Source organism: Edaphobacter dinghuensis (assembly GCF_014640335.1).
In the GTDB taxonomy this organism is placed as follows: Bacteria; Acidobacteriota; Terriglobia; order Terriglobales; family Acidobacteriaceae; genus Edaphobacter; species Edaphobacter dinghuensis.
The window spans coordinates 296,891-317,531 of sequence record NZ_BMGT01000001.1 but is presented as its reverse complement, the minus strand read 5'-3'; the positions used below and the strand labels follow the sequence as shown (position 1 = coordinate 317,531).

At 57.0% G+C, this 20,641-nt stretch carries 20 protein-coding genes and 1 tRNA gene; 7 read left to right on the top strand and 14 right to left on the bottom strand.

Annotated elements, in window-relative coordinates; translation table 11 throughout:
- Positions 1-19 precede the first annotated feature (19 nt).
- From IEW09_RS01215 to IEW09_RS01205, 3 genes are all read right to left on the bottom strand, one after another.
- The gene (locus IEW09_RS01215) at positions 20-649 is read right to left on the bottom strand and encodes a PEP-CTERM sorting domain-containing protein (RefSeq protein ID WP_188552340.1); all 630 of its coding nucleotides are present in this window, start codon (positions 647-649) and stop codon (positions 20-22) included.
- A 302-nt stretch (positions 650-951) separates the two neighbouring features.
- On the bottom strand, positions 952-2,067 hold the full coding sequence (gene pheS / locus IEW09_RS01210; RefSeq protein WP_188552339.1) for a phenylalanine--tRNA ligase subunit alpha: 1,116 nt from the start codon (positions 2,065-2,067) through the stop codon (positions 952-954).
- Between the two features lie 99 nt (positions 2,068-2,166).
- Positions 2,167-2,253: transfer RNA gene (locus tag IEW09_RS01205), tRNA-Leu, on the bottom strand.
- 155 nt (positions 2,254-2,408) lie between these two features.
- Here IEW09_RS01205 and IEW09_RS01200 point away from each other — a divergent pair.
- Entirely contained in the window at positions 2,409-2,684 is a 276-nt protein-coding gene (locus tag IEW09_RS01200) for a hypothetical protein (protein ID WP_188552338.1), read from the top strand.
- 82 nt (positions 2,685-2,766) lie between these two features.
- Here the strand turns inward: IEW09_RS01200 and IEW09_RS01195 are convergent, their stop codons facing one another.
- Complete coding sequence (locus IEW09_RS01195) at positions 2,767-3,348, bottom strand: response regulator (protein ID WP_188552337.1); 582 nt, start codon at positions 3,346-3,348, stop codon at positions 2,767-2,769.
- A gap of 149 nt (positions 3,349-3,497) precedes the next feature.
- On the opposite strand from IEW09_RS01195, the gene infC reads away from it, so the two are divergent.
- The 3 genes from infC to IEW09_RS01180 all read left to right on the top strand — a co-directional run bounded on the left by infC (position 3,498) and on the right by IEW09_RS01180 (position 6,063).
- The gene (infC, locus tag IEW09_RS01190; RefSeq protein ID WP_308420531.1) at positions 3,498-4,148 is read left to right on the top strand and encodes a translation initiation factor IF-3; all 651 of its coding nucleotides are present in this window, start codon (positions 3,498-3,500) and stop codon (positions 4,146-4,148) included.
- Positions 4,149-4,859: 711 nt separating this feature from the next.
- Entirely contained in the window at positions 4,860-5,036 is a 177-nt protein-coding gene (locus IEW09_RS01185) for a hypothetical protein (protein ID WP_188552336.1), read from the top strand.
- Between the two features lie 118 nt (positions 5,037-5,154).
- Positions 5,155-6,063, top strand: a complete 909-nt coding sequence (locus IEW09_RS01180; RefSeq protein WP_188552335.1) for a hypothetical protein — start codon at positions 5,155-5,157, stop codon at positions 6,061-6,063.
- Between the two features lie 88 nt (positions 6,064-6,151).
- Here the strand turns inward: IEW09_RS01180 and alaS are convergent, their stop codons facing one another.
- On the bottom strand, positions 6,152-8,830 hold the full coding sequence (gene alaS / locus IEW09_RS01175; protein WP_188552334.1) for an alanine--tRNA ligase: 2,679 nt from the start codon (positions 8,828-8,830) through the stop codon (positions 6,152-6,154).
- A gap of 15 nt (positions 8,831-8,845) precedes the next feature.
- Positions 8,846-9,826, bottom strand: coding sequence for a DUF429 domain-containing protein (locus IEW09_RS01170; protein ID WP_229738999.1), 981 nt, complete (start codon positions 9,824-9,826; stop codon positions 8,846-8,848).
- Between the two features lie 47 nt (positions 9,827-9,873).
- On the opposite strand from IEW09_RS01170, the gene IEW09_RS01165 reads away from it, so the two are divergent.
- The gene (locus IEW09_RS01165) at positions 9,874-10,065 is read left to right on the top strand and encodes a hypothetical protein (protein WP_188552333.1); all 192 of its coding nucleotides are present in this window, start codon (positions 9,874-9,876) and stop codon (positions 10,063-10,065) included.
- A 31-nt stretch (positions 10,066-10,096) separates the two neighbouring features.
- Here the strand turns inward: IEW09_RS01165 and IEW09_RS01160 are convergent, their stop codons facing one another.
- Positions 10,097-10,690 carry a regulatory protein RecX gene (locus IEW09_RS01160; protein WP_188552332.1) on the bottom strand — a complete coding sequence of 198 codons (594 nt, stop codon included), beginning with the start codon at positions 10,688-10,690 and terminating at the stop codon, positions 10,097-10,099.
- Between the two features lie 206 nt (positions 10,691-10,896).
- Between IEW09_RS01160 and IEW09_RS18645 the strand changes: the two genes are divergently transcribed.
- Complete coding sequence (locus IEW09_RS18645; RefSeq protein ID WP_229738998.1) at positions 10,897-11,493, top strand: PEP-CTERM sorting domain-containing protein; 597 nt, start codon at positions 10,897-10,899, stop codon at positions 11,491-11,493.
- A 37-nt stretch (positions 11,494-11,530) separates the two neighbouring features.
- Here IEW09_RS18645 and IEW09_RS01150 read toward each other — a convergent pair whose 3' ends face one another.
- Both IEW09_RS01150 and IEW09_RS01145 read right to left on the bottom strand, forming a co-directional pair.
- A complete protein-coding gene (locus IEW09_RS01150) occupies positions 11,531-13,756 on the bottom strand; it encodes a S9 family peptidase (protein ID WP_188552331.1) in 2,226 nt (741 codons plus the stop codon).
- Positions 13,757-13,810: 54 nt separating this feature from the next.
- Complete coding sequence (locus IEW09_RS01145; protein WP_188552330.1) at positions 13,811-15,160, bottom strand: sensor histidine kinase; 1,350 nt, start codon at positions 15,158-15,160, stop codon at positions 13,811-13,813.
- 110 nt (positions 15,161-15,270) lie between these two features.
- On the opposite strand from IEW09_RS01145, the gene IEW09_RS01140 reads away from it, so the two are divergent.
- On the top strand, positions 15,271-16,194 hold the full coding sequence (locus IEW09_RS01140) for a LolA-like protein (RefSeq protein WP_229738997.1): 924 nt from the start codon (positions 15,271-15,273) through the stop codon (positions 16,192-16,194).
- Positions 16,195-16,342: 148 nt separating this feature from the next.
- On the opposite strand, the gene IEW09_RS01135 is transcribed toward IEW09_RS01140, so the two are convergent.
- The 5 genes from IEW09_RS01135 to IEW09_RS01115 form a co-directional block, all read right to left on the bottom strand.
- Positions 16,343-16,609, bottom strand: coding sequence for a hypothetical protein (locus IEW09_RS01135; protein ID WP_188552329.1), 267 nt, complete (start codon positions 16,607-16,609; stop codon positions 16,343-16,345).
- Positions 16,610-16,849: 240 nt separating this feature from the next.
- Positions 16,850-18,190, bottom strand: a complete 1,341-nt coding sequence (locus IEW09_RS01130; protein ID WP_188552328.1) for a M56 family metallopeptidase — start codon at positions 18,188-18,190, stop codon at positions 16,850-16,852.
- Positions 18,187-18,576, bottom strand: coding sequence for a BlaI/MecI/CopY family transcriptional regulator (locus IEW09_RS01125; RefSeq protein WP_188552327.1), 390 nt, complete (start codon positions 18,574-18,576; stop codon positions 18,187-18,189). Before IEW09_RS01125 ends, IEW09_RS01130 begins: the two co-directional genes overlap by 4 nt.
- A gap of 586 nt (positions 18,577-19,162) precedes the next feature.
- Positions 19,163-19,822, bottom strand: a complete 660-nt coding sequence (locus tag IEW09_RS01120; protein ID WP_188552326.1) for an HNH endonuclease — start codon at positions 19,820-19,822, stop codon at positions 19,163-19,165.
- A 27-nt stretch (positions 19,823-19,849) separates the two neighbouring features.
- Positions 19,850-20,455 (bottom strand): ComF family protein, encoded by a 606-nt coding sequence (locus IEW09_RS01115; protein WP_188552325.1) that lies wholly within the window; start codon positions 20,453-20,455, stop codon positions 19,850-19,852.
- Positions 20,456-20,641: the final 186 nt, after the last annotated feature.

Genomic DNA, 20,641 nt, shown 5'->3' with positions numbered 1-20,641 from the left:
AGCAGATTTGAGACAGGTCCTAGGCAGTGAGGCGTCGCCGGAGAGCTCCAGCAGCACCAAGAATGCCTGTGCCGAGCAGAATCAGGGAAGACGGCTCAGGAACCGCGCTCATTGTGCCCGGGTTGTTGATGCCGGATTCGCCCGTTTTCCCGGCGCTGTTCATGATGTCTGCTGCGAAGTAATATCCGTTGCTGTTCGCGACAAAATCGCTATACGAGATTCCCGAAGCATTATTGATCGTAAAGACAAGAGGGCCATCATTGGCTGCGTTCGCCCCATTGCCCGGGTTGGTGATGAAATAGTCGAATGTTCCCATGGCAGGACCATTCGTTCCTGTAGAAGTAAGGTTCACATCTCCCGAGACCCAGGGCGAGCTCAACCCCGAGATAGAGATGGTGGGAGCGTTAAGAAGGTTGAACGCGAACCCCGGATGATTTCCCGAACCGGTATTGACGAAATACTGAGCGCCATCCGTCAAACTTACAGTTACCTGCATATCGTTCGCGTCGAGTTGCTGCAGATCGACGTTGAAGCAGCAGAGGCCATTTTGAGAGCCTACGAAGAGTTCATCCGCTCTTGCACCTGAAGCGGTAAGGACTGTCACACCCAACGCGAGACAGAGATGGAGAAAAGCCTTTTTGGTAAACATAAAATCCCTTTCAATTCGAGTTTGACCGTCAGGTGCTTAGGCAATCGATCTAAGATCCGGAGGCAGCAAACTGCTTCTGCGTATCTTGAAAGCAATTGGATGACCAAAGTTGCCCCTAGAAGGGATTTGTAGGTAAGTTATTTAGATACAATTGCTTAGATATATGGGGTTGCCGCGAATCAGTGAAGCGATATCTAGGTGGGAAAATATTTTGCATGCCTAGTGGCATTAAGTTTCTTCAGGGTAATGGAGAGCTTTTGTCGAGCGGCAGTCCTTTCCATTGCGTGGCTTGCCACTTATGCTTAGGCGAATTGCTCCAGAAAGCGCATATCTCCCGAATAGAACTGCCCAATATCGGAGATGCCATGCTGAATCATGGCAATGCGCTCGACACCCATGCCGAAGGCAAAGCCGGTGATGCGATCCGGGTTGTAGGCATCATCATCGAGACCTAGTTTGCGGCGCTCTTCCGTTACCGAGGCAAAGACGGCCGGATCAACCATCCCGCAACCCAGCAGCTCAATCCAGCCCGAGTGCTTGCACTTGCGGCAGCCCTTGCCGCCGCAGAAGATGCACGAGATCTGCACATCGGCCGACGGCTCCGTGAACGGGAAGAAGCTCGGGAAGAACCTTGTCTTGACGTTCGAGCCGAACAGCGCCTTCATTGCATGGTCCAGCGTCCCCTTCAGGTCGGAGAAGGTGATATTTGTATCCACGCACAGCCCCTCGACCTGGTGAAAGATCGGCGAGTGCGTTGCGTCTGCGGCATCGTTGCGATGAACCTTGCCCGGAATGACGATGCGGATCGGGGGGGCCTGCGCCACCATCGTCCGTATCTGTACCGGCGAGGTGTGCGTGCGCATCAACAGCCGGTCGCGGCTCGCCTTCGATCCCTGATCGGCGATCTGCAACGTATCCTGCGTATCCCGCGCCGGATGATTCTGGGGAAAGTTCAGCGCCTCGAAGTTATAGAAGTCGCTCTCCACCTGCGGCCCCAGGTTGGTCGAGTAGCCAAGATGGTGGAAGACCCGCACGATCTCCTGCATCGTCTGCAGCAGCGGATGAGCGATGCCCGGCTGACGGACCGTTCCCGGCAGGGTGATGTCGATTCCACGCACGGTGGTCGTTCCAGTCGCGGTCACAGGGGCCTCAAGCGCCGCTTCGATCTCCTGCTTGAGCTGATTGAAGCGAATGCCCAGTGGCTTACGCGCCTCTGCCGGAGCCGACTTCAGCCACGCCTCGCTGATCAGCTTCAGCCGGCCCTGCTTCCGCCCCAGCCAGTGCAGCCTAAAGGCCTCTTGCGCGTCAGGGGTCTCAAGCGCCGAGGTTCCACTGCGAACCTCTTCGGCAACGGCGGCAAAGGCGCTGTCGAGCGCGGCTTCATCGTAAGTCAATAGCTGAGGGATGGCATCGTTCATGGTGGACAGTGATAAGAATAAACGACGCTGGATTTGCCAGGCTCAAAACGAGGGGCAAAACAGAATGAGCACCCCGAAAGGTGCTCATTCTTATGATCTTGGTGCCGAAGGGGGGACTCGAACCCCCACACCCTTGCGAGTACATGGACCTGAACCATGCGCGTCTGCCAATTCCGCCACTACGGCCCGGTGTAAACATTCCAGCTAGAACCGGAACTGCTAAACCGCGAGTGTTCAGTCTTACAAACACTGCGCCGCATGTCAATTCCACCGCTGCGTTAGTGACCCTTCCTTCGATCTGGCATCTCATTACCAACGAGACTACGAAGCAGGATTTAATTATGACTGATCAGATCTCCCGGCCCGGCACCCAACCCTCCCAGAATGACAACAGTCAGTCTCAAATCCCGGAAGACCTCGCTGTTGAGATCCGCAAGCTTGCCCACGACCTCAGCAACGCTCTTGAGATCATCGTGCAGACGAGCTATCTGCTTAGCACCACCGAGATGAAAGAGCCTGCCTCTGACTGGCTGCGCATGTTAGATGGTGGCGTCCAGAAGGCGCTCGACCTCAACATCTCTCTTCGCAACTACATTAAAGCTCACAGTCCCACCTAGAAAAAGGCCTCACCTGAACCTCATTAAATTGAAACCGCCCATGCAAAGCATGGACGGTAGAGTCGCACGAAAAGCCGGTAAATCAGCTTTGCTTCTTGCCTGAGCTCTTTTTCGCAGCTGGCTTTTTCTTTGCTGCTGCCTTTACGAGAGTCTTCTTCGCGGCGGTACTTTTGGCCTGAGCTTTCTTTGCCGGGATCTTCTGGGCTGCGGCCTTCTTCACAGGCACCTTCTTTGCCGGGGCCTCCTTGGTCGTCTTCTTGGTTGCCGCCTTCTGCCCATTCGCTTTCTTTGCCAGCTTACTTTCATGCGAGATCAGAAGCTTTTCAAGCTGCTCCAGCAGGACGCGCGTGTGCATCGGCTTCACCAGCATCTTGTCCGCGCCCATCTCCTGCCAGTCTTCGTCCGCTGCCGGGAACGCCGTCAACAGCGCCACTGCAGGCTGATACGCAGCCGCTCGCGCCGCTTTGATGACCTCCAGACCGGCGGCATCGCTCTCCATCCGCATATCTGTAATGACCATCTGGTACTCATGCGTATGCAACTTCGACCGGCCTTCTTTCGCCGAAGCCGCCGTATCCACTTCAAATCCACTGATCTCGAGCACTGCCTTCAAAGTCAGCAGTACGGCTACCTCATCATCGACCAGTAAAATGCGACGTTTCATCGGGTTCCTTTCACTATCGGAGCATACACACAGTATCCGTTATTTTGCTCCCAAGGCAAGCTGTCGCGCCTGCATCCAGGTAGTGGCAACAGAAGTGCTATACTTCACGTTGCGACGCAACCTTTAATCCCAAAGGTGCGCCTAACCCTATACAAACGCATAGCGAGCCGCAAAGCGCGCTGTGGAGGCGACTTATTCCACCGATTGATAAACGTTCCGCTAAGTCTTTCATCCGCACCAACGAACGTATCCGCGCACGCGAAGTTCGCGTCATCGACGAGAACGGCGAACAACTTGGCGTCATGGCTCCCTTCGAAGCCCTCAAGATGGCCCGCGAGCGTTCTCTCGATCTCGTAGAGATTTCTCCCAACGCCGTCCCCCCGGTCTGCAAGATCCAGGACTACGGCAAGTTCCTCTACGAGAAGGACAAAAGCGACCGCGCCGCCCGTAAGAAGCAGAAGATCATTACCATCAAAGAAGTTAAGTTCTCCGTCACCGTCGACGAGCACGACTACCAGACCAAGAAGAATCAGGCAGTCCGCTTCCTCGGCGAAGGCGATAAGGTCAAGGCGTCACTCCGTTTCAAGGGCCGCCAGATGGCCCACCGCGACCTCGGTTATAAGATCATTAACCGTCTTATCGTCGATATCGGAGACGCCGGCCAGGTTGAATTTATGCCTCGCATGGAAGGCACAACGCTGCACGCGATCCTTGCCCCATCTAAAAAGGAAGCCGCACCGGCAAAGAAGCCAGCCCCGGTCGCGCCAGTCCCCTCTGAATCTGCTCCAGTACAGGCCTGATTCGAATCTCCCGCCCAGTGCACCGCATATCTTTTGACGTGATGCCGGACGGGAGACCTCCATTCCCCGCGATTTTGATCTAAGCCAATCTATATCAATGACTTGCGCGCGATACTCTCCTATCGCTGCCGTCAACCCTATAGTTACCCTAAAGAGCTCACACTTTTGTGAGCTCTTCCATCCTTTAAAAGCAGATAGTTGGGGAGGATGGTCTCAACTATCTCAATAGGATTAGGAAACTGACAGGCCCCGGTTCCCATCCCCTCCCCATTTCGGCAGAATCTCGCTAAAGCTTCATTGAGGAAGGGTAGTAGGGAAGAGGAGCGGGATTCTTTATTACCCTTCAGCCTCGTCCGAAGCCACCTCGAGGTGGTGTTTACCAGAGATACAACGGGTGCCGAAGAGGGAGGTGAATTCGCCTCCAGGAGCAGGGGCAAAGTAGTTACTCACAACACTCAAAATCTTCCCAATTTGGAGTATTTCTCCCAGCGTCGGCTGAAAAGGGAACTGAACTTCCACTTCAACGAGAGCGAACAAGCATACTTTTGCGCATGCAAAAAGCGACGGTTACGTTAGTCACTTTTTGCGTTTCATATTTAAGTATGTATTTGATTCTATTGGACTTACTTCCAAAACGATCCTAATCTCTATCTATCGAATCTGTCCAGCAAAATCGGCGGATAGAATCTACAACTTTTGGGGTATCCAGTCATGAAAAACATCGTCCGCGCTTTCGTCGTCGTCCTCGCCCTCACCGGTGCAGCAGCAACCACCCAGACCTCCTCCGCCTCCTCCAAGGCCACGATCACCGCAAAGGTCAGCGCTTCGCCTATTCCGATGTGCCCTCCGAACTCGCCCAATGCTTGCAACATTAATGGTGGCTGGTAATTACTGGCTTTCGTTCTTGCTTCGCTAGTCGCGCAAAATAATGCGTAGTTTGCTGATTTATATGTTGTGTGCCCCCGTGGAATAGACTAGGCTTTTATTAGTCTCACGGGGCGGCAAGATGAACGAAGCTTGGCTAATATCGTTTTTCACATATCTCGAACCTTTGCTATGTGCAGGTGCGCTCGTCTTTCTTTTGCGCTCGACCATTTCACATAACTACCGATGGCTTATAGCGCTTTTATCGGTTAGGTTCTTGTCAAGTCTGGCTTGCTTAAGTTTGATTCGCTTAAGCGTTGTTGCTCTTATTGAGCCGCATCTTGCTTATCGGATTTACTTTTATGTCTATTGGGGTTCCTATGCTCTAGAGGCGATTCTTTCGCTTCTTGTCGTCTATAGCATCTTCAAGCTATCGATGGCTCCACTGAAAGGACTTCAAACATTAGGAATGCTGATATTCCGCTGGGTGGCGGCAATATCAGTGGCTGTGTCTGTGGGGGTTGCCATGGCACCTCACCATTCAGGCCTGGAATTCGTTATTGGGTTGGTTACGCAGGTTCAGCAGACTTCGAGCATTCTTACGCTCTGCCTGCTTCTCTTTGTCTGCTTCGCCATCCGTCCGATGGGCCTTTCTTATCGTAGCCGGATCTTCGGTGTTAGCTTAGGGCTTGGTCTCATGGCTACGGTGAGCTTGGTTGATGCTGCATGGCTATCACACAATCTGAACATGCAATCCACCGTCAACGTAATCAATGGCTTGGCTATCTGCGCCACTCTTGCAATCTGGACAGCATACTTTGCCTTCCCGGAGCCCAAGCGTCGCCTCATTGTTCTGCCAACAACGTCGCCCTTCCTGCGTTGGAACCAGATATCGATGGCTCTTGGCGACGAACCGGGCTATGTTGCAGTAGGCGGCATTGCTCCCGAGCTCTTTGCTCCTGCTGAGATTGAGATCATGAAGCGGGCCTCGGCGATGATGCCTGCGAAGCAGATCGATACGCAGTCCAACCTCCGCTCCATCTCTGCATAACTCGATTCAATCCGGACTGGATACACAAAGAAGAACGGCAACAGCGAAGGCTATTGCCGTTCTTCTTTTTCCTGTTGACCGCAGTGGTTTACAACAAGCCCTCAACAACCGAAGCCGCCTTTGCAAGTGCGCCATCCAGCGCAGCGACATCGCTTCCACCAGCCTCTGCCAGATCAGGGCGCCCTCCGCCTTTGCCTCCCACCATCCCTGCCAGCGCACCGACGATCTTTCCTGCCTGCACCTTCGCGGTCAGATCCTTGGTGACGCCGACGATCAACGAGACCTTGCCGTCCACACCGGCGCCGAGAACCACAACGCCGCTACCGAGTTTCGTGCGCAGACTATCGACCAGCGTCCTCATCTGACCTTTATCCAGTGCATCTACCCGCTGCGCCAACACCTTGACGCCCTTTACTTCGACCGCAGCGGAAGCTGCATCCGAGACAGAGGCCGAAGCCGACTTCATGCGAACCTGGTCCAGTTCGCGCCGCAGCTTCTTCATCTCCTCTTCCTGTGCGGAGATCCTGTGCCGCAGCGCATCAGCCGGAGCCGTATCCGTAACCCCAATCATCTGCCCTACGACGCGTGCGACGTCGAACCCGCGCCGGAACTCGCTCAAAGCTCCAGTTCCGCTCACCGCTTCGACACGGCGCACGCCCGATGAAACCGAACCCTCGCCAACCAGCTTGATCAGGCCAATCTCTCCCGTCGCTCCTGTATGAGTTCCGCCGCAGAGCTCGGTCGAGAAGTCGCCGATCTTGACAACGCGCACGCGGTCGCCATACTTCTCGCCAAACAGCGCCATCGCACCCAGCTCATTCACCGCAACATCGATGGGCACATCAACCAGCGTCTGTACAGCAGCGTTCCCCAGCACCTGCCGGTTCACAATGTCCTCAATCTGCTGCAACTCTTCCTCAGCAACGCCGGTGAAGTGCGAAAAGTCGAACCGCAGCCGCGAAGCGTTCACCAGCGAACCAGCCTGCTTCACATGCTTGCCCAAAACTTCGCGCAACGCGGCGTGCAAAAGATGCGTCCCGGTGTGGTTGCGCTCTGTGGCCCGGCGATTCTCCACATCGACCACCGTATCCACCACATCGCCCACAGCCAGAGTCTGCCGCGCCACTACCTTATGCGCGAACACTCCCTGCACCGGCTTGGTCGCTCCGCTGACATCGGCAACGACCGTATTGTGGTCGCCCGAATACAGCCAGCCAATATCGCCCACCTGTCCGCCCGAGTCCGCATAGAAGCTGGTCGCATCGAGCACGACCTCTCCCTGCTCCCCGGCCTTCAGCTCCGGCACGCCGACGCCATCCTTCACCAGCGCAAGCACCCGTGCGCCATCCACCCGCAGCGCCGAGTAGCCCTCAAACTCTGTCTTCGCCAACTCCCGATAGACCGGCGCCGCCGACTTCTGCGATCCGCCCTTCCACGAAGCCCGAGCCCGCTGCTGCTCCTCTTCCTTCGCCGCATCGAAACCGGCCATATCAAATGCAATGCCAGCATCCCGCGCTGCATCGACCATGAAGTCAAGCGGCATGCCGAACGTCTCATACAGCCGAAACGCCAGAGCACCTGACCGCAGCGTCTCTTCATTCATCTGCCGCAGACCAAGCTCCAGCGTCCGCGCAAACTGCTGCTCCTCGGCCAGCACCACCTTCGCCACCCGCTCCGCCGACTCCTTCAACTCCGGATAAGCCACGCCCATCTCATCGCGAACGGCAAACACCATCTCGTGCATAAACGGCTTCTCCTGCCCCAGCAGCCGTCCATGCCGAATCCCGCGCCGCAGAATCTTTCGCAGCACATAGCCTCTGCCCTCATTCGCTGGCAATACACCATCCGAGATCAAAAATGTAGCTGCCCGCGCATGGTCGGCGATAATCCGCAACGAAGCACGCGAGCGATCATCCACCTCGTGGTCCGCCTCAACCTTATGTCCGGTCAGCTGCTCCGCCCGCTTAATCAGCGGAGTAAACAAGTCCGTCTCGAAGTTCGACAGCACACCCTGCAATACCGCTGAAACCCGTTCCAGCCCCATGCCCGTATCAATCGAAGGCTTGGGCAACGGAGCCAGCACCGGCCCATTGGCTGTAACCGAGCGGTCGAACTGCATGAACACCAGGTTCCAGATCTCGACATAACGCTGCTCGTCCTTGGGGAATGGCAGGTCCTCACCCGTCTCCGAAGCCGCAATACCAAGGTCGTAATAAATCTCCGAGCACGGCCCGCACGGCCCGGTATCGCCCATCGCCCAGAAGTTATCTGCCGCGCCCATCTCGAAGATGCGCTCCGCAGGAACGCCCACATCGAGCCAGAACTGATACGCCTCCGCATCTCGCGGCACGGCGGCGTCGCCCTCAAAGATCGTCACATACAGCTTCGCCTTATCGATGCCGAACCACTCCGGCGAGGTGAGCAGCTCCCACGCATAGGCAATGGCGTCCTTCTTGAAGTAGTCTCCAAAGCTGAAGTTGCCCAGCATCTCGAAGAAGGTATGGTGCCGCCGCGTGAAGCCGACGTTCTCCAGATCGTTATGCTTGCCGCCCGCGCGCACGCACTTCTGCGAGCTTGCCGCCCGCGAGTATTCGCGCTTCTCGGCACCCAGAAAGACGTCCTTGAACTGGTTCATCCCCGCATTGGTAAACAGCAGCGTAGGATCGTTCGCCGGCACCAGCGAAGAAGAGTGCACGCGGCGGTGCCCCTTAGTCTCAAAAAACCGCAAAAAATCTTCCCGAATCTGGCTTCCCGAACGATATTCCATATGGCTAAAAGTTTATCAGCCTGATTCGCCCTCAAGCGTGCCCAGCCTCAACCCCTCCTGCACCCCAGGCCGCCAGGTAATCCCCTCCAGCCGCAACGCTGCATCCTTCGTAGCCTTCAGCCCAGCAAACTCACCCTGCCAGCGCACCATCTCCATCGCACACACCAGAGCATCAAAAGCATCCTCGCTACCCAATGCCTTCGCCATCACCCCACGCGACAACCCGACATAAGCCTCATCCGTCTTTTTCTTCGCCGCCAGATAAGCCTTCCGCGCCGCAGGATTACTCTTCGCCACCGCGCCCGTCAGCAGTCGCGTATACATCTCCACCAGCAGCGGTTGCGGCTTCTTCGTGCCCAGTGCAGCATCTTCATACGGCCACACCCGAAACCCCGCCTCCCGCAGCTTCAGCAAAAACGGCATCGCCCGTAACGATCCCGTCCCCACGCTGCCCGAGCCCCCAATCTGAAACGGCGATTTCGGCGTAATCCCCTTCACCTTTGCCGCACGCTCCGGATCTCGGGTCAGCAGCTCCGGAGCAAACTTGTTATCCATATCCGTCCACCGCATCGACCGGTGCAGCCCCGCGCCGCAAAACTGTGCTGGCCGTTTATGCGGCTTGCCCCAGAACCGCTCATCGCGCTTCACATCCTCGCACTCCCGCGCCAGCCAACGCTCGCCATGCCCTGCCGCAACATGCTGCCAGAAGTCGAAGACCGTGGCGCACCCATGCTCCTTGAGAAACCACGCCGGAAAGCTGAAGCAGCAATCGATCCCCACTACCATCCGCGGAGTCTCCCGCGCCATCTCCACCAGCCACTCCATCAACTCCTCACGCGTGCGCCCGGCCTCCAGCGTCACCACACCGCGCGTCCACACCCCGGCCCAGATATGCCGCCGCTGCCCCGCGGCATCCACCCGCCCCGACCAGTCCACCGCGACCACGCGTTCTAGCGACTCTGCCCGTTTCTCCATCTGTCCGGAACCTTTGCCCACCTTTCAGCGTAACCTTCTATGCGCCATCGTGCGCAACCGGAGACGTCATGCTCAAACTCCTTCTCTTTTGCCTCCTCCTTGTTGTCTGCTGGCCGCTCGCGCTTCTTGCCCTCATCCTCTATCCATTTATCTGGCTGTGCCTGCTGCCGTTCCGCTTAGTGGGCATCGTTGTCGAAGGCGCCTTCGCACTCATCGCCGCCATCTTCTTTCTTCCGGCAAAGGCTCTCCGCGCTATCTAGCTGCGAGTTCGCAGCGATAAGAGTTGACTCACTAGAACTCCGGCAGATCCTCATCCCGTTCCGCATACGAGTCCGAATCCCGCCCACCCTCTTCGATGCCTTCCAGCGCTTCCTCAGGCAGATGCCACTCCCGCAGCACCTTGAAGATGGCCGAAGAAGAGAAACCCGCCCGCATCAGCCTCCCCATGATCCGCGTCGTCTGCTTCTGCGCGTCGGGACCGCTCGGCTGCTTGATTCGCTTCCGTGCAACATACGCTCGAGCCAGAGCCACCTCATCCACATCGTCATACGCCTGCGCCAGCGTAGAAGCCACCAGATCTTTGTGGACGCCCTTCTGCATCAGGTCCTGCTGCACCCGCCGCCGCCCATGCTTCTCATTCTCCTTGCGCAGCCGCGTGTAGTCGGCGGCAAACCGCGTATCGCTGAGATACTTCAGCTCCGTTAGCCGAACGATCACAGCATCCATCGCCCGCTCCCCGGCCTCACCTTCTTCGGCGCGGTTCTTCATTAACCGGCGCAGATCGCGCACCGTCCGCATCCTGCGTGCAAGCACGCCCACGGCATACTCAAACAGGCCAGCTTCTCCCACAGGCTCGCGCTTTTTTTTCGTTCTATTAAAAGTCATCGCGTATTTCGTCCTGTTGACTCACTGTCTCAATTTCCACCGTCGCAGAAAGCATAAAGAAAGATAACTTGACTCCTATATGCTGCAAAATTTTGCAAAGTGATAAAGACAACGAGACCTTATAGGTAAGTATTTGCACACAAAAGTTTGGAGCTTCAAATGCAAACGTTTCGTTCCGTCAATAACTTTGTTTGAGGAACATGTCCATGAGAATTGTGAACCTTTGCTCAAAGGGAATAGGCATTGCCACTGCTATCGTTATCCTGTTCGCAGCGGTAAAGCCTGCATCTGCTGACACCTATCAGATATTCAATCTGAGCAGCGATCAAGGTTACCTTTTCTACGGGATGGATGACTCCGGCAACGTCGTGATCAATAATCTTGAGCACGATCGCTACCAGACCTTTGTTGATGGCATAAGCACAGGTTACTCTTCTTCGACGCCGACCATCGTCGCCGACAGCGGAACTCCATGCACCCCAGCCGTTCCCTCCGGTAGCGTCGTTTTGAACGGAGTCTGTAATGGCGATCATGAAGCATTTACCGGAAAGCTCACCCCTGACCAATTTTTTGCGGCTGTCTATATCGGTGCTGCTCCTGTACCCGATCTTCTCAGTGGAAGCGGCGGAGGATCGATCTTTATGGACGGTTCAGGAGACATCGTGTGGGACGATATCTACTCGGAGAACTGGTTTGAGGCAGTCGACCAGACCTCCGCTGTTCCAGAACCCAGCAGTCTCCTGCTTTTCGGCACCGGTGTACTTGCCGCGATGGGAGCAGTGCGTCGCCGCCTGCTCCAGTAGTTTGTTCTATAGTCTTTGCATGCAAACCTTGCGCTAGTTATCTGCTTAGGTCAGACGCATAGGCTCCGCTATGCGTCCACCGATCGCACCAGTCATTCACGGTCTTGTACCAAAGCTCGGAGTTCTGCGGCTTCAACACCCAGTGTCCCTCATCCGGGAAGTAGAGCATCTTGCTCGGCACATGCAATTGCTGCAAAGCTGTAAACAACTGGAACCCCTCCGACACATCCAGCCGATAATCCTTCTGCGAGTGAATGATCAGCGTAGGCGTCTTCGCATTCTCGATCGACAGCATCGGCGACCATTTCCTGAACGGATCGTCCGCCACCGGCCCCGAAGCATACTTCCACGGCTGCCCCGGCCCAGTCGTTCCTGGCCGCTTGAACTCCCACTCGTTGAACCAAAGCTCCTCGGTGGTTCCATACGCGCTCTGCGGGTTGTACATACCGTCGTGCGTCACAATGCACTTAAAGCGGTCGGTGTGAGTCAGCACCCAGTCGGCCATATATCCGCCATAGCTCGCACCCAGCGCGCACTCCCGCGTCTTATCGATAAAGGGGTACTGCTTCTCCGCATAGTCCAGCCCCTTCATCAGATCGACATAGGCCTTACCGCCCCAGTCGCCGCTCACCTCATCGACAAACTTCTGCCCATACCCGGTCGAGCCGCGCCGATTGATCATCACGACTACATATCCGTCGGCGGCAAACAGCTCTGCGTTCCAGCGATAGCTCCACGCATCGCCCCACGCCGTCTGTGGCCCGCCATGCATCAGGAACTTCAGCGGATACTTCTTTGCCGGATCAAACTTCGGCGGCCGAATAATAAATCCCTGCACCGATGTATTTCCCGCGCCGGGAAAGATGAAGCTCTCCATCCTCGGCAGGTCCAGCGATCTCAGCAACGCATCATTCAGGTGAGTCAAACGCACCACCGGAGCGCCACCACCGCCCGCCGCATTCAACGCAATCGAGGCAACCGCCGCAGGGTGCCGCACTGTCTGCACCATTGCAACCAGCGTTCTTCCGTTCGGCGAGACCTGCAACCCGCCATACTCTGCCTTGTTCGCTACCGCCGTCGCCTCCGGCAGCCCCACCTGCGTCGACAGGATGTTCTCCTCGCCCATCTCTTCGCTGGCAAAGTAGATGGTCTGCGAGTTCGGGGCCCACGTGAACTCGTCCACCCAGTTGTCGAACTTCGGCAGCATCTCCGTAATCGTCTTCGCTTGCCGGTCAAACAGCATCAGCCGAAAACGGTCGCTCTCAAACCCTGCCCGCGCCTGCGACCGAAATGCAATGTACTTTCCGTCCGGCGAATAGGCGGGAGCGTCGTCGCTTCCAGGCGAGGTCGAAATCTTCACCGCCCGCGCGCCGGGATCGTCCAGTCGCAACGTGATCACGTCGTTGTTCGTGCTCGCTGCCGGAACCGGGTCAAGGTTCGTTACATACGCAATCTCCTTCGAGTCGGGAGCCCACGCATAGTCCACCGGCCCACCCAACGAAAACACCGGAGCCTCGGTGTCGCCGATCTCCCGCCGCGGCGTAAGGTCGCGCACCGCATTGCCATCCGTTGTGTTCACCACCAGCACATGGCTGCGCTTGTCACCGATGTAGTGGTCCCAGTGCCGGTACAACAGGTGCGTAAAGATCATCGCCTTCACCGGACTCGCTGCCGCCGCATCGTCCTTCCGCTTGTCGCAGGCATCCTCTTCGACCCACGACTCCTCATCACTGCACTCTGGATAGACCCGCGACACAAACAAGATTCTCTGCGAGTCTGGCGACCACACCGGTCCATCAGCCTCGGTGCTTATATTGGTCAGCAGCTTCGGTGTTCCCAGCGTTCCCGCGGCCCCGTCCCACGACGCCAGAAATATTTGAGAGTGTCCGGTCGCGGTATCGGTCGCCACAAACGCCACCTGCTTACCGTCAGGCGAAAAACGGCCTTCGCTCTCGCCCTCCTTCCAAAAGGTCAGCTGTCTCTCCTGACCACCCTTCAGCGGTACCACCCAAAGATGGCTCACCTTGGTATTCGCTGCAAGGTCGACATCCGTCGCTGCAAACATCACCCACTTGCCGCTCGGCGAAACCTGCGGATCGTCGAGGCGCTTCATTCGTTGTAAATCGGCAAACGTCATCGGATGTTCGTTTAAAACTGATCCCGCATCTGCCACTGAGGCTTCGGTCGAAGCTATCCCCGCACCGTACGCTAAAGTCACCCCGCCTAAGAGCGATCCCAGAACCAACCCCGCAAGCATCTTCATCGCGCCAGTCTACTCCCGTAGCCCTCTCTCAAGCCCCGAAAATTGTGTTGCCTTCTAAGCGACCTCGCGCGCTGCACTGGAGTAGTTCTGCGTGGAGACCTCTCCTAAAGGCAGCTCCACCATCACCGCAGCCCCATACGGGTGAAGGTTGAATGCGCTGATCTCTCCGCCATGTGCATGCACGATCCCGTAGCAGATCCCAAGTCCCATCCCTGCGCCTGACCCAAACGGATCGAAGATGCGCCCCGGCTCCGCAAAGCCCGGCCCGGTATCGCTCACAATCATTTGTATCGAGTTCGCATCATGGCTCACCGAAACACGTATCTCTCGCTCCCGCTCGGCGTCCTCGCTAATTGACTGGCTAATCGAATCGATCGCCTGCGCGGAGTTGTTCAGCAGATGCTCCAATACCTGACGCAACGCATCCTCATCTCCCCGCACCGCGGGCACATTGTCCTCGGCATCCACTACCAGGTGAACGCCTCGGCTCTCCAGCTTCTCCTCGCACTCAACCGCCAGCTCCCGCAGCAACCCTACGATCTCGACCGGCTCATCGATACGGGCCTCGGAGTGTCCGAACTTCACCAGCCCTTGCACCGTCTGCTGCATCCGCAGCGCCTCGTTGACGATCGTCTCCGCATCGGACCGTATGCGGCTGTCCTCGGCTGTCTCGGCAATCTGTTCTGCAAACTCCAGCACCGCCGTCAGCGGATCGCTCAACTCGTGCGCAACCCCATTGGCCAGCATGCCAAAGCCTGCCAGCTTCTCTGCCTGTTGCAGCTGTTCCACCGTCTCGGCGTTTTCGATGGCTCGCCCCAGCTTCACTGCGAGCGCCTCCAGCGGCGAAATCGTCTCTTCCACCGTCTGCCGCCGCAGGCTCATCAGCCCATCCGCACAGACTGCCAGCGCGCCCTGTACCTTTCCCATCGACGTCTGCAACGGAATGAGGATCGCCCGTCCACATCCTGCATCGGTGGCATCTTTGCCCAGCACCACCGCAAAGCTCCTCTCACCCAGATGCATCCCCACTGTGTCGGGCGTAGGTTCTTCGCCGTTCGCTTCTTCCATGCAGCACTCGCTGCACACTTGAAGCTCCTGAACGGTCAGTTCATCGATGCCCACGCTGCCCACCACCTGCATCTGTCCTTCGGCATCCTGCGTCAGCATGGCGACTCGCTGAAACGCGCTCTTTTTGGACACCAGCCGGCACACCCGCCTGGCCAGCCCATGCAGGTCTTCTCCGTGCAAAGCGGCATCAAGAGCGGCGTAAGCCTCGAACTCCTCACGGATCCTGCGATCCCGCCGACGTTCCTTGGCATGAAGACGTTGATCATGTGCCATCAACAACACCGCTCCCGCCAGGCCCGCGATGCCGATAACGCATCCCCAATGAAGAGCCCACATATTACTAACCCAGCCCAACATCACCAACCCTCACTTTTAGCGTCTATTCTTTAGATAGAGGATGGGGGAGGTACCGTTGCCCCGCCCTTTTTATTGGAGTCCCAGCAAAAATGACGAAGCTTATCCGCCTTCGCGCCTCGGCCAGTCTCTTCGCGGCGTCGCTCCTGCCGCTGCTGGCCGTGTCCTGCCTCACCTTAGCCGCCATCACCACGCCCCCGGCAGCCATAGCGCAGGAACCCGCAGGCTTCGGACCGCTCGACCCCACTCCTCCTAAAGACATGACCCCGCAGCAGATCATCACCAAATTTGCCGCTCGCGAGTCCGTCTTCAACACCGCCCGCCAGAACTACACCTTCCGCCAGACGGTAAAGGTCGACACCATCGATGACGACACCAACAAAGTCGATGGCCAATACCTCCAGGTCACCGATATCCTCTTTGATTCCAACGGTAAACGCGATGAGCACGTCGTCTTCGCCCCCCAAAACACCCTCGAGCGCGTCATGATGTCCCCCTCCGACTTTCAGGACATCGAGCACCGCCTCCCCTTCGTTCTCACCACCGAAGACCTGCCCCAGTACGACATAACCTACCTCGGCCGCCAGCACATCGACGAGATCGACACTTACGTCTTCGACGCCAAGCCCAAGGTCCTCGAAAAAGGGAAGCGCTACTTCCAGGGCAAGGTCTGGGTCGATCAGCAAGACTTCCAGATCGTCCTCATCAACGGCAGGTCAGTCCCCGATGACAAGCGCAAGGGCCACGAAGACCTCTCCCCGCCCTACACCACCTACTATCAACAGGTTGACGGAAAATATTGGTTCCCCACCTACACCAAGGCCGAAGGCACCCTGCACTTCGATGCACAACAGGGTGCTTTAAGCGAAGACGTTCACCTGCGCACCGTCGTCAAATACACCGACTACAAGCAGTTCCGCGCCACCAGCCGCATCATCTACAACGGTCAGGACATCACCGACAACAAGGCCCCCGACGACAACAAGCAGCAACCGCCGCCGGCATCCAAACCCTGATCTTCCTCTCGATCTCGCCGCCTTGATAAAGCGGCTTTAACCCGCTGTAGCTGCTTCCTCTCAGTCGTGGCTTCCTTTTGGTTGTCATTCCCGAAGGGAATCTGCGTTTTGCTCGATTCACCAAAGCTACATCAGGAGGGCAACCGCCCTAGACAGACTCGCAGTGCGCGCTGGGGTCTTCGTGCTGCGCTGTCATCCAGCGGTCGATCAGGGTGCCTGCACAGCGCGCGCCGCACAGATGCTTCACCCCTTCTTCATGGGCCTGCCGCTGCTGCCATCGCGTCAGCTTGATCAGCGGCTGGTCGTCACCCGGGCTGATGCCCTCGAAGCAATCGGTCCACGCCAGCCACCAAAGATCATTGTGATTTTTCTGGCTACCACATACATCGCACTGAAAACTTTCGCTTCGCGCCATTCAGGAACTCTCCTGCCGCTGAAATTATCACACTTGCAGAACGTCCTATACGACAACAAAGTGTTAGTCGGCCAACCGACACTCTTGCACCACTCAACTCACGTCATCTCGACCGAAGCGAAGCGCAGTGGAGAGACCCCTGTATTTCATCTCTTTCCGGTTGCATTGAAAGCAGAGTGGCCGGCAATCTGACTCGCCAGCCACTCTGCTTTCAATGCAGCACTATCTTGTTGAGGTTTTCTAACCACCAATGGAGTAATTAATATTAATCGTCGTCTGCACTGCTACTGGCTCTCCATTCAGTAGATACGGTTTATATCGCCAGGTCTTCACCGCAGTAAGAGCGCTCTCGTCATAGTCTTTGCGGAGGCTCTTCACCACACGCAGACGGGTGATATATCCCTCTTTGTTGATCGTGGCCTGCAGAGTGCATGTGCCATCCACGGTGTTCTTTTCAGCCCTAGCCTTCGCTGGATATACCGGGTTTTCCCCTCCGATCTTGCTCCCGGCCATAATCGCGCCTTGTACCTTCACAGGATGGTCATGGGTCGCAGCCGCAACAGCAGGTGCAGGCGGCTCACTCACATCCAGCCGCAGCGCCAGCGCCGATCCGCAGGTAGCGACTCCCACTGCAACGCATACCGCCGCAAAGCCAATCCGCAACAGTCCTCTCGTCTCTCTCGGTTTCGTCATCAGATTCATAACTCTCCTCTCCAGAATGTTGGCATCGAAGATTCCGATGGCGTGAATGTTTACGGTCTGCGTCTGGTTCAGCATCATCGACGCCAACCGCAATAGCGATCGTGCATAGAGTTCTCTCGTGGTTACAAATTCCGCTGCCATCGCATCGCACACCAGCTCACGGCTCTGCCTGATCTGCGACTTCAGCCATCGCGTCATCGGGTGATAACTTACCGGCAGCGAGATCAGTTCGTAGAACAGGTTCTTGGCGAAGTCGCGCCTCTGCATGTGCGCCAGCTCATGCCCCAGCGCAGCTTCCACATCGTTTGCCTCCGCAGTCTCCAGAAAATCAGAAGGCACCAACAGCGTTCGCCACCGAAACCCAACCGTCATCGGGCCTGTGATCCTCGGCGTACTCGCAATCTCCACATTGGTTACATCGAAGACGCAGCAGCACCGCTCCCACATGTTCTGCCACTCGCCGGTAAGCTCCAGCCGCCGCGATCCCCGGCGCAGGCCCACGCTTTGGATGACTCCCCAAATAAGCCGTCCACAGAAGAAAATCACCAGCCCCATATACAGGAGCGCGGCTCCATGACGCAGCCCCGTCGGCAGATGCAGCGCCGTGCCTGTGATCTGCGTGAATCTTCCCATCTCAACCTGTACCGATCCGGCAGCCGAAGCGCTCGTGCCAAAGCCATGCGGCAGCCATGCTCCGGTCCCGGCACAGGCCGGTAAGACTGCCGCAATCAGCAACGCCGTCACCCACACCCTGTGCTCCGCCTGCGGCCCCATCCGACGCACCAGCCGTGCGCAGCCGTATGCGGCCACGCAGATCAGCGGAACCTGCCACAGCGAGTTCACCAGATACCCCAACACGAACGATTCGAGTCCGTTCATCGCTCGCCTCCGCTCTCTTCCGCTTCTTCCAGCCTGCGGCTCAGCTCCGCAATCTTCTTCGCGTCGATCTGCTTGTTCTTGATCAGACTCATCACCAGCTCTTCGCTCGATCCGCCGAACATGCGATCCACCACATCGCGCAGCGCATGGCTCAAAGCCTTGGCCTCAGTCACGGTGGCGCTGTACTCATACGCCCGCCCCTGCAGCTTCCGCTTCAGCTTCCCTTTGCGGTGCAGAATATTCAGCATCGTCTGCACGGTTGTGTAGGCCAGTTGCTGCTCCAGCCCCTCCTGCACCTCGCCCACATTGCTCGTACCCCGCCGCCAGATCACCTGCATGATCTGCAACTCCAGCTTCGTCAAACCCTCTTTGTCCTGCTCGCCCATGGCTTATCTCCTAACGAGTTAGGACATTACGCCGCAGCTTCGGTTCGTGTCAACTAAAAACTTAGGAGATAGATTCAAGATCTTTCACAATCCATCCACGAAGACCCAATTCCCATAGAACCCTCAGAAGCTACCGTCTTTGTTTCCAGGGTCAGCACAGGATTCCAGAATTAGCGTAGGGTCCATGATTAGCAGGTCCCAGGATTGTCGTAGGACTTTAGCATCAGCGTAGGGTTCAGGATTAGCGTAGGGCTTTAGCCCTACGAAGCTTGTCGAAAAACGCAAAAGGGGCTTTAGCCCCGGGCCTTTCTTTTCCTGTGCCACATCTGCGCCATTTAGACGAGATGTAAAAGCTGTCAAGCTCTAAATTGCACAACTCTTTTCAAATCAATAACATAAGATTGCAAAAGAGTTACACCAGCGTTGCTACAATTAAATCAGCAATCAACACAAAGCCCGGGCCAACGCCGGGCTTTTGCACTTAACCGAGGTCACTCGAGGTCCAGACTTAAGTCTCTTCTTTCGAAGACTTTAGGACTTAAGTACAGGGGGTACCTCTTAGACCGGTGAATGGCAAATAGGCAAGCTAAGCCGCGTCACCCGCCTCAAAGTACAGGTACTTCCGCCAAGCCGCATCGGCGCTGCCGATCATCCGCATAATATGTCGCGAGGTATGCAGGCTGAACGGCCTTGGCTCCCGCTGCAGCTTCATGTCTGTCAGCTCGTGCAGCAACTGATTGCCCTTGCGCCGGTTGCAGTCATGGCAGCACGCTACAAGATTCTCCCAGGTCGAAAGCCCTCCCCGCGACCGTGGAATCACATGATCCAGCGTCAGCTCGCTGGCCGTCAGTACAACCGAGCAATACTGGCAGCTATTCCGGTCTCGCAGCAAAATGTTCTTTCGCGAGAGCGCCCTTGTCTGGTGAGGAATCCGACGATACTCCAGCAATCGGATCACGCTCGGCATCGCCACATTCACTCGCGCCGCATGCAGAATCGCGCCTTGCTCCTCCTCGGTGCGCGCTACGCCCTTCAACACCAGCACCAGCGCACGTCGCGCTCCGCAGATATTGATCGGCTCATAGCTCGCATTCAACACCAGCACCGGTGTCTGCATCGCTGGCTGCCGGAACACTCCAATCCGGACGTCCACATCCGACAGCAGTCTCCCGCTCGCATGCGAGCTTCCATGTCCTGCGTGCCGATTTCCAGTCAGTCTCTGCTTCCGCGTCTTGCCCGATTGCATCGTCCTGCCCTCCGGTTCAAATCATCATTAGCGCAATGCCGTATCTTTGAAGCTCCCTTGTTCCTGTTCTGCATCCCAGAACTCAACCATCTCTCGCTGCGCCCGCGCCAGCGTAGCGACCCAAACTTTCGCCGCTCCAGCTCGTCGCAAAACCCGCGCGCACTCCCGAGCCGTCGCTCCAGTCGTATAAATGTCGTCTACTAGCAGAACCTCGCGTCCTGCGAGCGTAGCGCCATCCCGCACCGCAAATGCGCCCTTCAGGTTCCGTCTGCGGCCATGCGTTGTCAGCGCAAACTGGCTCTCCGTATCGCGCACCCGGCGAATGACGCTGTGCGCCGCCCGCAGCTTCCACTCCGGCTGCGTTTCCTTCAACTTAGCCAGCGCCGCATCCGCAAGCAAAACCGCCTGGTTATAGCCCCGCTGCCTCTCTTTGGACGGAAACAGCGGCACCGCAACGACCATCAACTCTGCGCCAATCTGCCCGTTCAGCATCTCGATCGCGCAAGCCAGCATTCTTCCCAGCGGACGTGCGACAGCGCTCATCCGCTCGTACTTCAGCAGATGCACCATCTCCCGCAGTCCATCCTGATAAACCCCATAAGCGACAGCTCGCTCAAACTCCGGCGAAACCATCCGGCAAGGCGAGCACAGCAAACCCTCGGCAGGAAACTGCCCGGCAAACCGAACTCCTTCCAGATCAAGAGCTTCCCCGCAGCGCCTGCACAACATCGCCGTCTGTGCGGCAACTGCGCCTAAACATGTTTCGCAAACAGGAGAAAGGCCAGCCCGAAGCAACGGTCCACCACAAACCCTGCAATC

Coding starts and splice junctions, on each gene's coding strand:
- IEW09_RS01215 (WP_188552340.1), bottom strand. CDS start 649: ATGTTTACCAAAAAGGCTTTTCTCCATCTCTGTCTCGCGTTGGGTGTG.
- pheS (WP_188552339.1), bottom strand. CDS start 2,067: ATGAACGATGCCATCCCTCAGCTATTGACTTACGATGAAGCCGCGCTC.
- IEW09_RS01200 (WP_188552338.1), top strand. CDS start 2,409: ATGACTGATCAGATCTCCCGGCCCGGCACCCAACCCTCCCAGAATGAC.
- IEW09_RS01195 (WP_188552337.1), bottom strand. CDS start 3,348: ATGAAACGTCGCATTTTACTGGTCGATGATGAGGTAGCCGTACTGCTG.
- IEW09_RS01185 (WP_188552336.1), top strand. CDS start 4,860: ATGAAAAACATCGTCCGCGCTTTCGTCGTCGTCCTCGCCCTCACCGGT.
- IEW09_RS01180 (WP_188552335.1), top strand. CDS start 5,155: ATGAACGAAGCTTGGCTAATATCGTTTTTCACATATCTCGAACCTTTG.
- alaS (WP_188552334.1), bottom strand. CDS start 8,830: ATGGAATATCGTTCGGGAAGCCAGATTCGGGAAGATTTTTTGCGGTTT.
- IEW09_RS01165 (WP_188552333.1), top strand. CDS start 9,874: ATGCTCAAACTCCTTCTCTTTTGCCTCCTCCTTGTTGTCTGCTGGCCG.
- IEW09_RS01160 (WP_188552332.1), bottom strand. CDS start 10,690: ATGACTTTTAATAGAACGAAAAAAAAGCGCGAGCCTGTGGGAGAAGCT.
- IEW09_RS18645 (WP_229738998.1), top strand. CDS start 10,897: ATGAGAATTGTGAACCTTTGCTCAAAGGGAATAGGCATTGCCACTGCT.
- IEW09_RS01150 (WP_188552331.1), bottom strand. CDS start 13,756: ATGAAGATGCTTGCGGGGTTGGTTCTGGGATCGCTCTTAGGCGGGGTG.
- IEW09_RS01145 (WP_188552330.1), bottom strand. CDS start 15,160: ATGTGGGCTCTTCATTGGGGATGCGTTATCGGCATCGCGGGCCTGGCG.
- IEW09_RS01140 (WP_229738997.1), top strand. CDS start 15,271: ATGACGAAGCTTATCCGCCTTCGCGCCTCGGCCAGTCTCTTCGCGGCG.
- IEW09_RS01135 (WP_188552329.1), bottom strand. CDS start 16,609: ATGGCGCGAAGCGAAAGTTTTCAGTGCGATGTATGTGGTAGCCAGAAA.
- IEW09_RS01130 (WP_188552328.1), bottom strand. CDS start 18,190: ATGAACGGACTCGAATCGTTCGTGTTGGGGTATCTGGTGAACTCGCTG.
- IEW09_RS01125 (WP_188552327.1), bottom strand. CDS start 18,576: ATGGGCGAGCAGGACAAAGAGGGTTTGACGAAGCTGGAGTTGCAGATC.
- IEW09_RS01120 (WP_188552326.1), bottom strand. CDS start 19,822: ATGCAATCGGGCAAGACGCGGAAGCAGAGACTGACTGGAAATCGGCAC.
- IEW09_RS01115 (WP_188552325.1), bottom strand. CDS start 20,455: ATGGTTTCGCCGGAGTTTGAGCGAGCTGTCGCTTATGGGGTTTATCAG.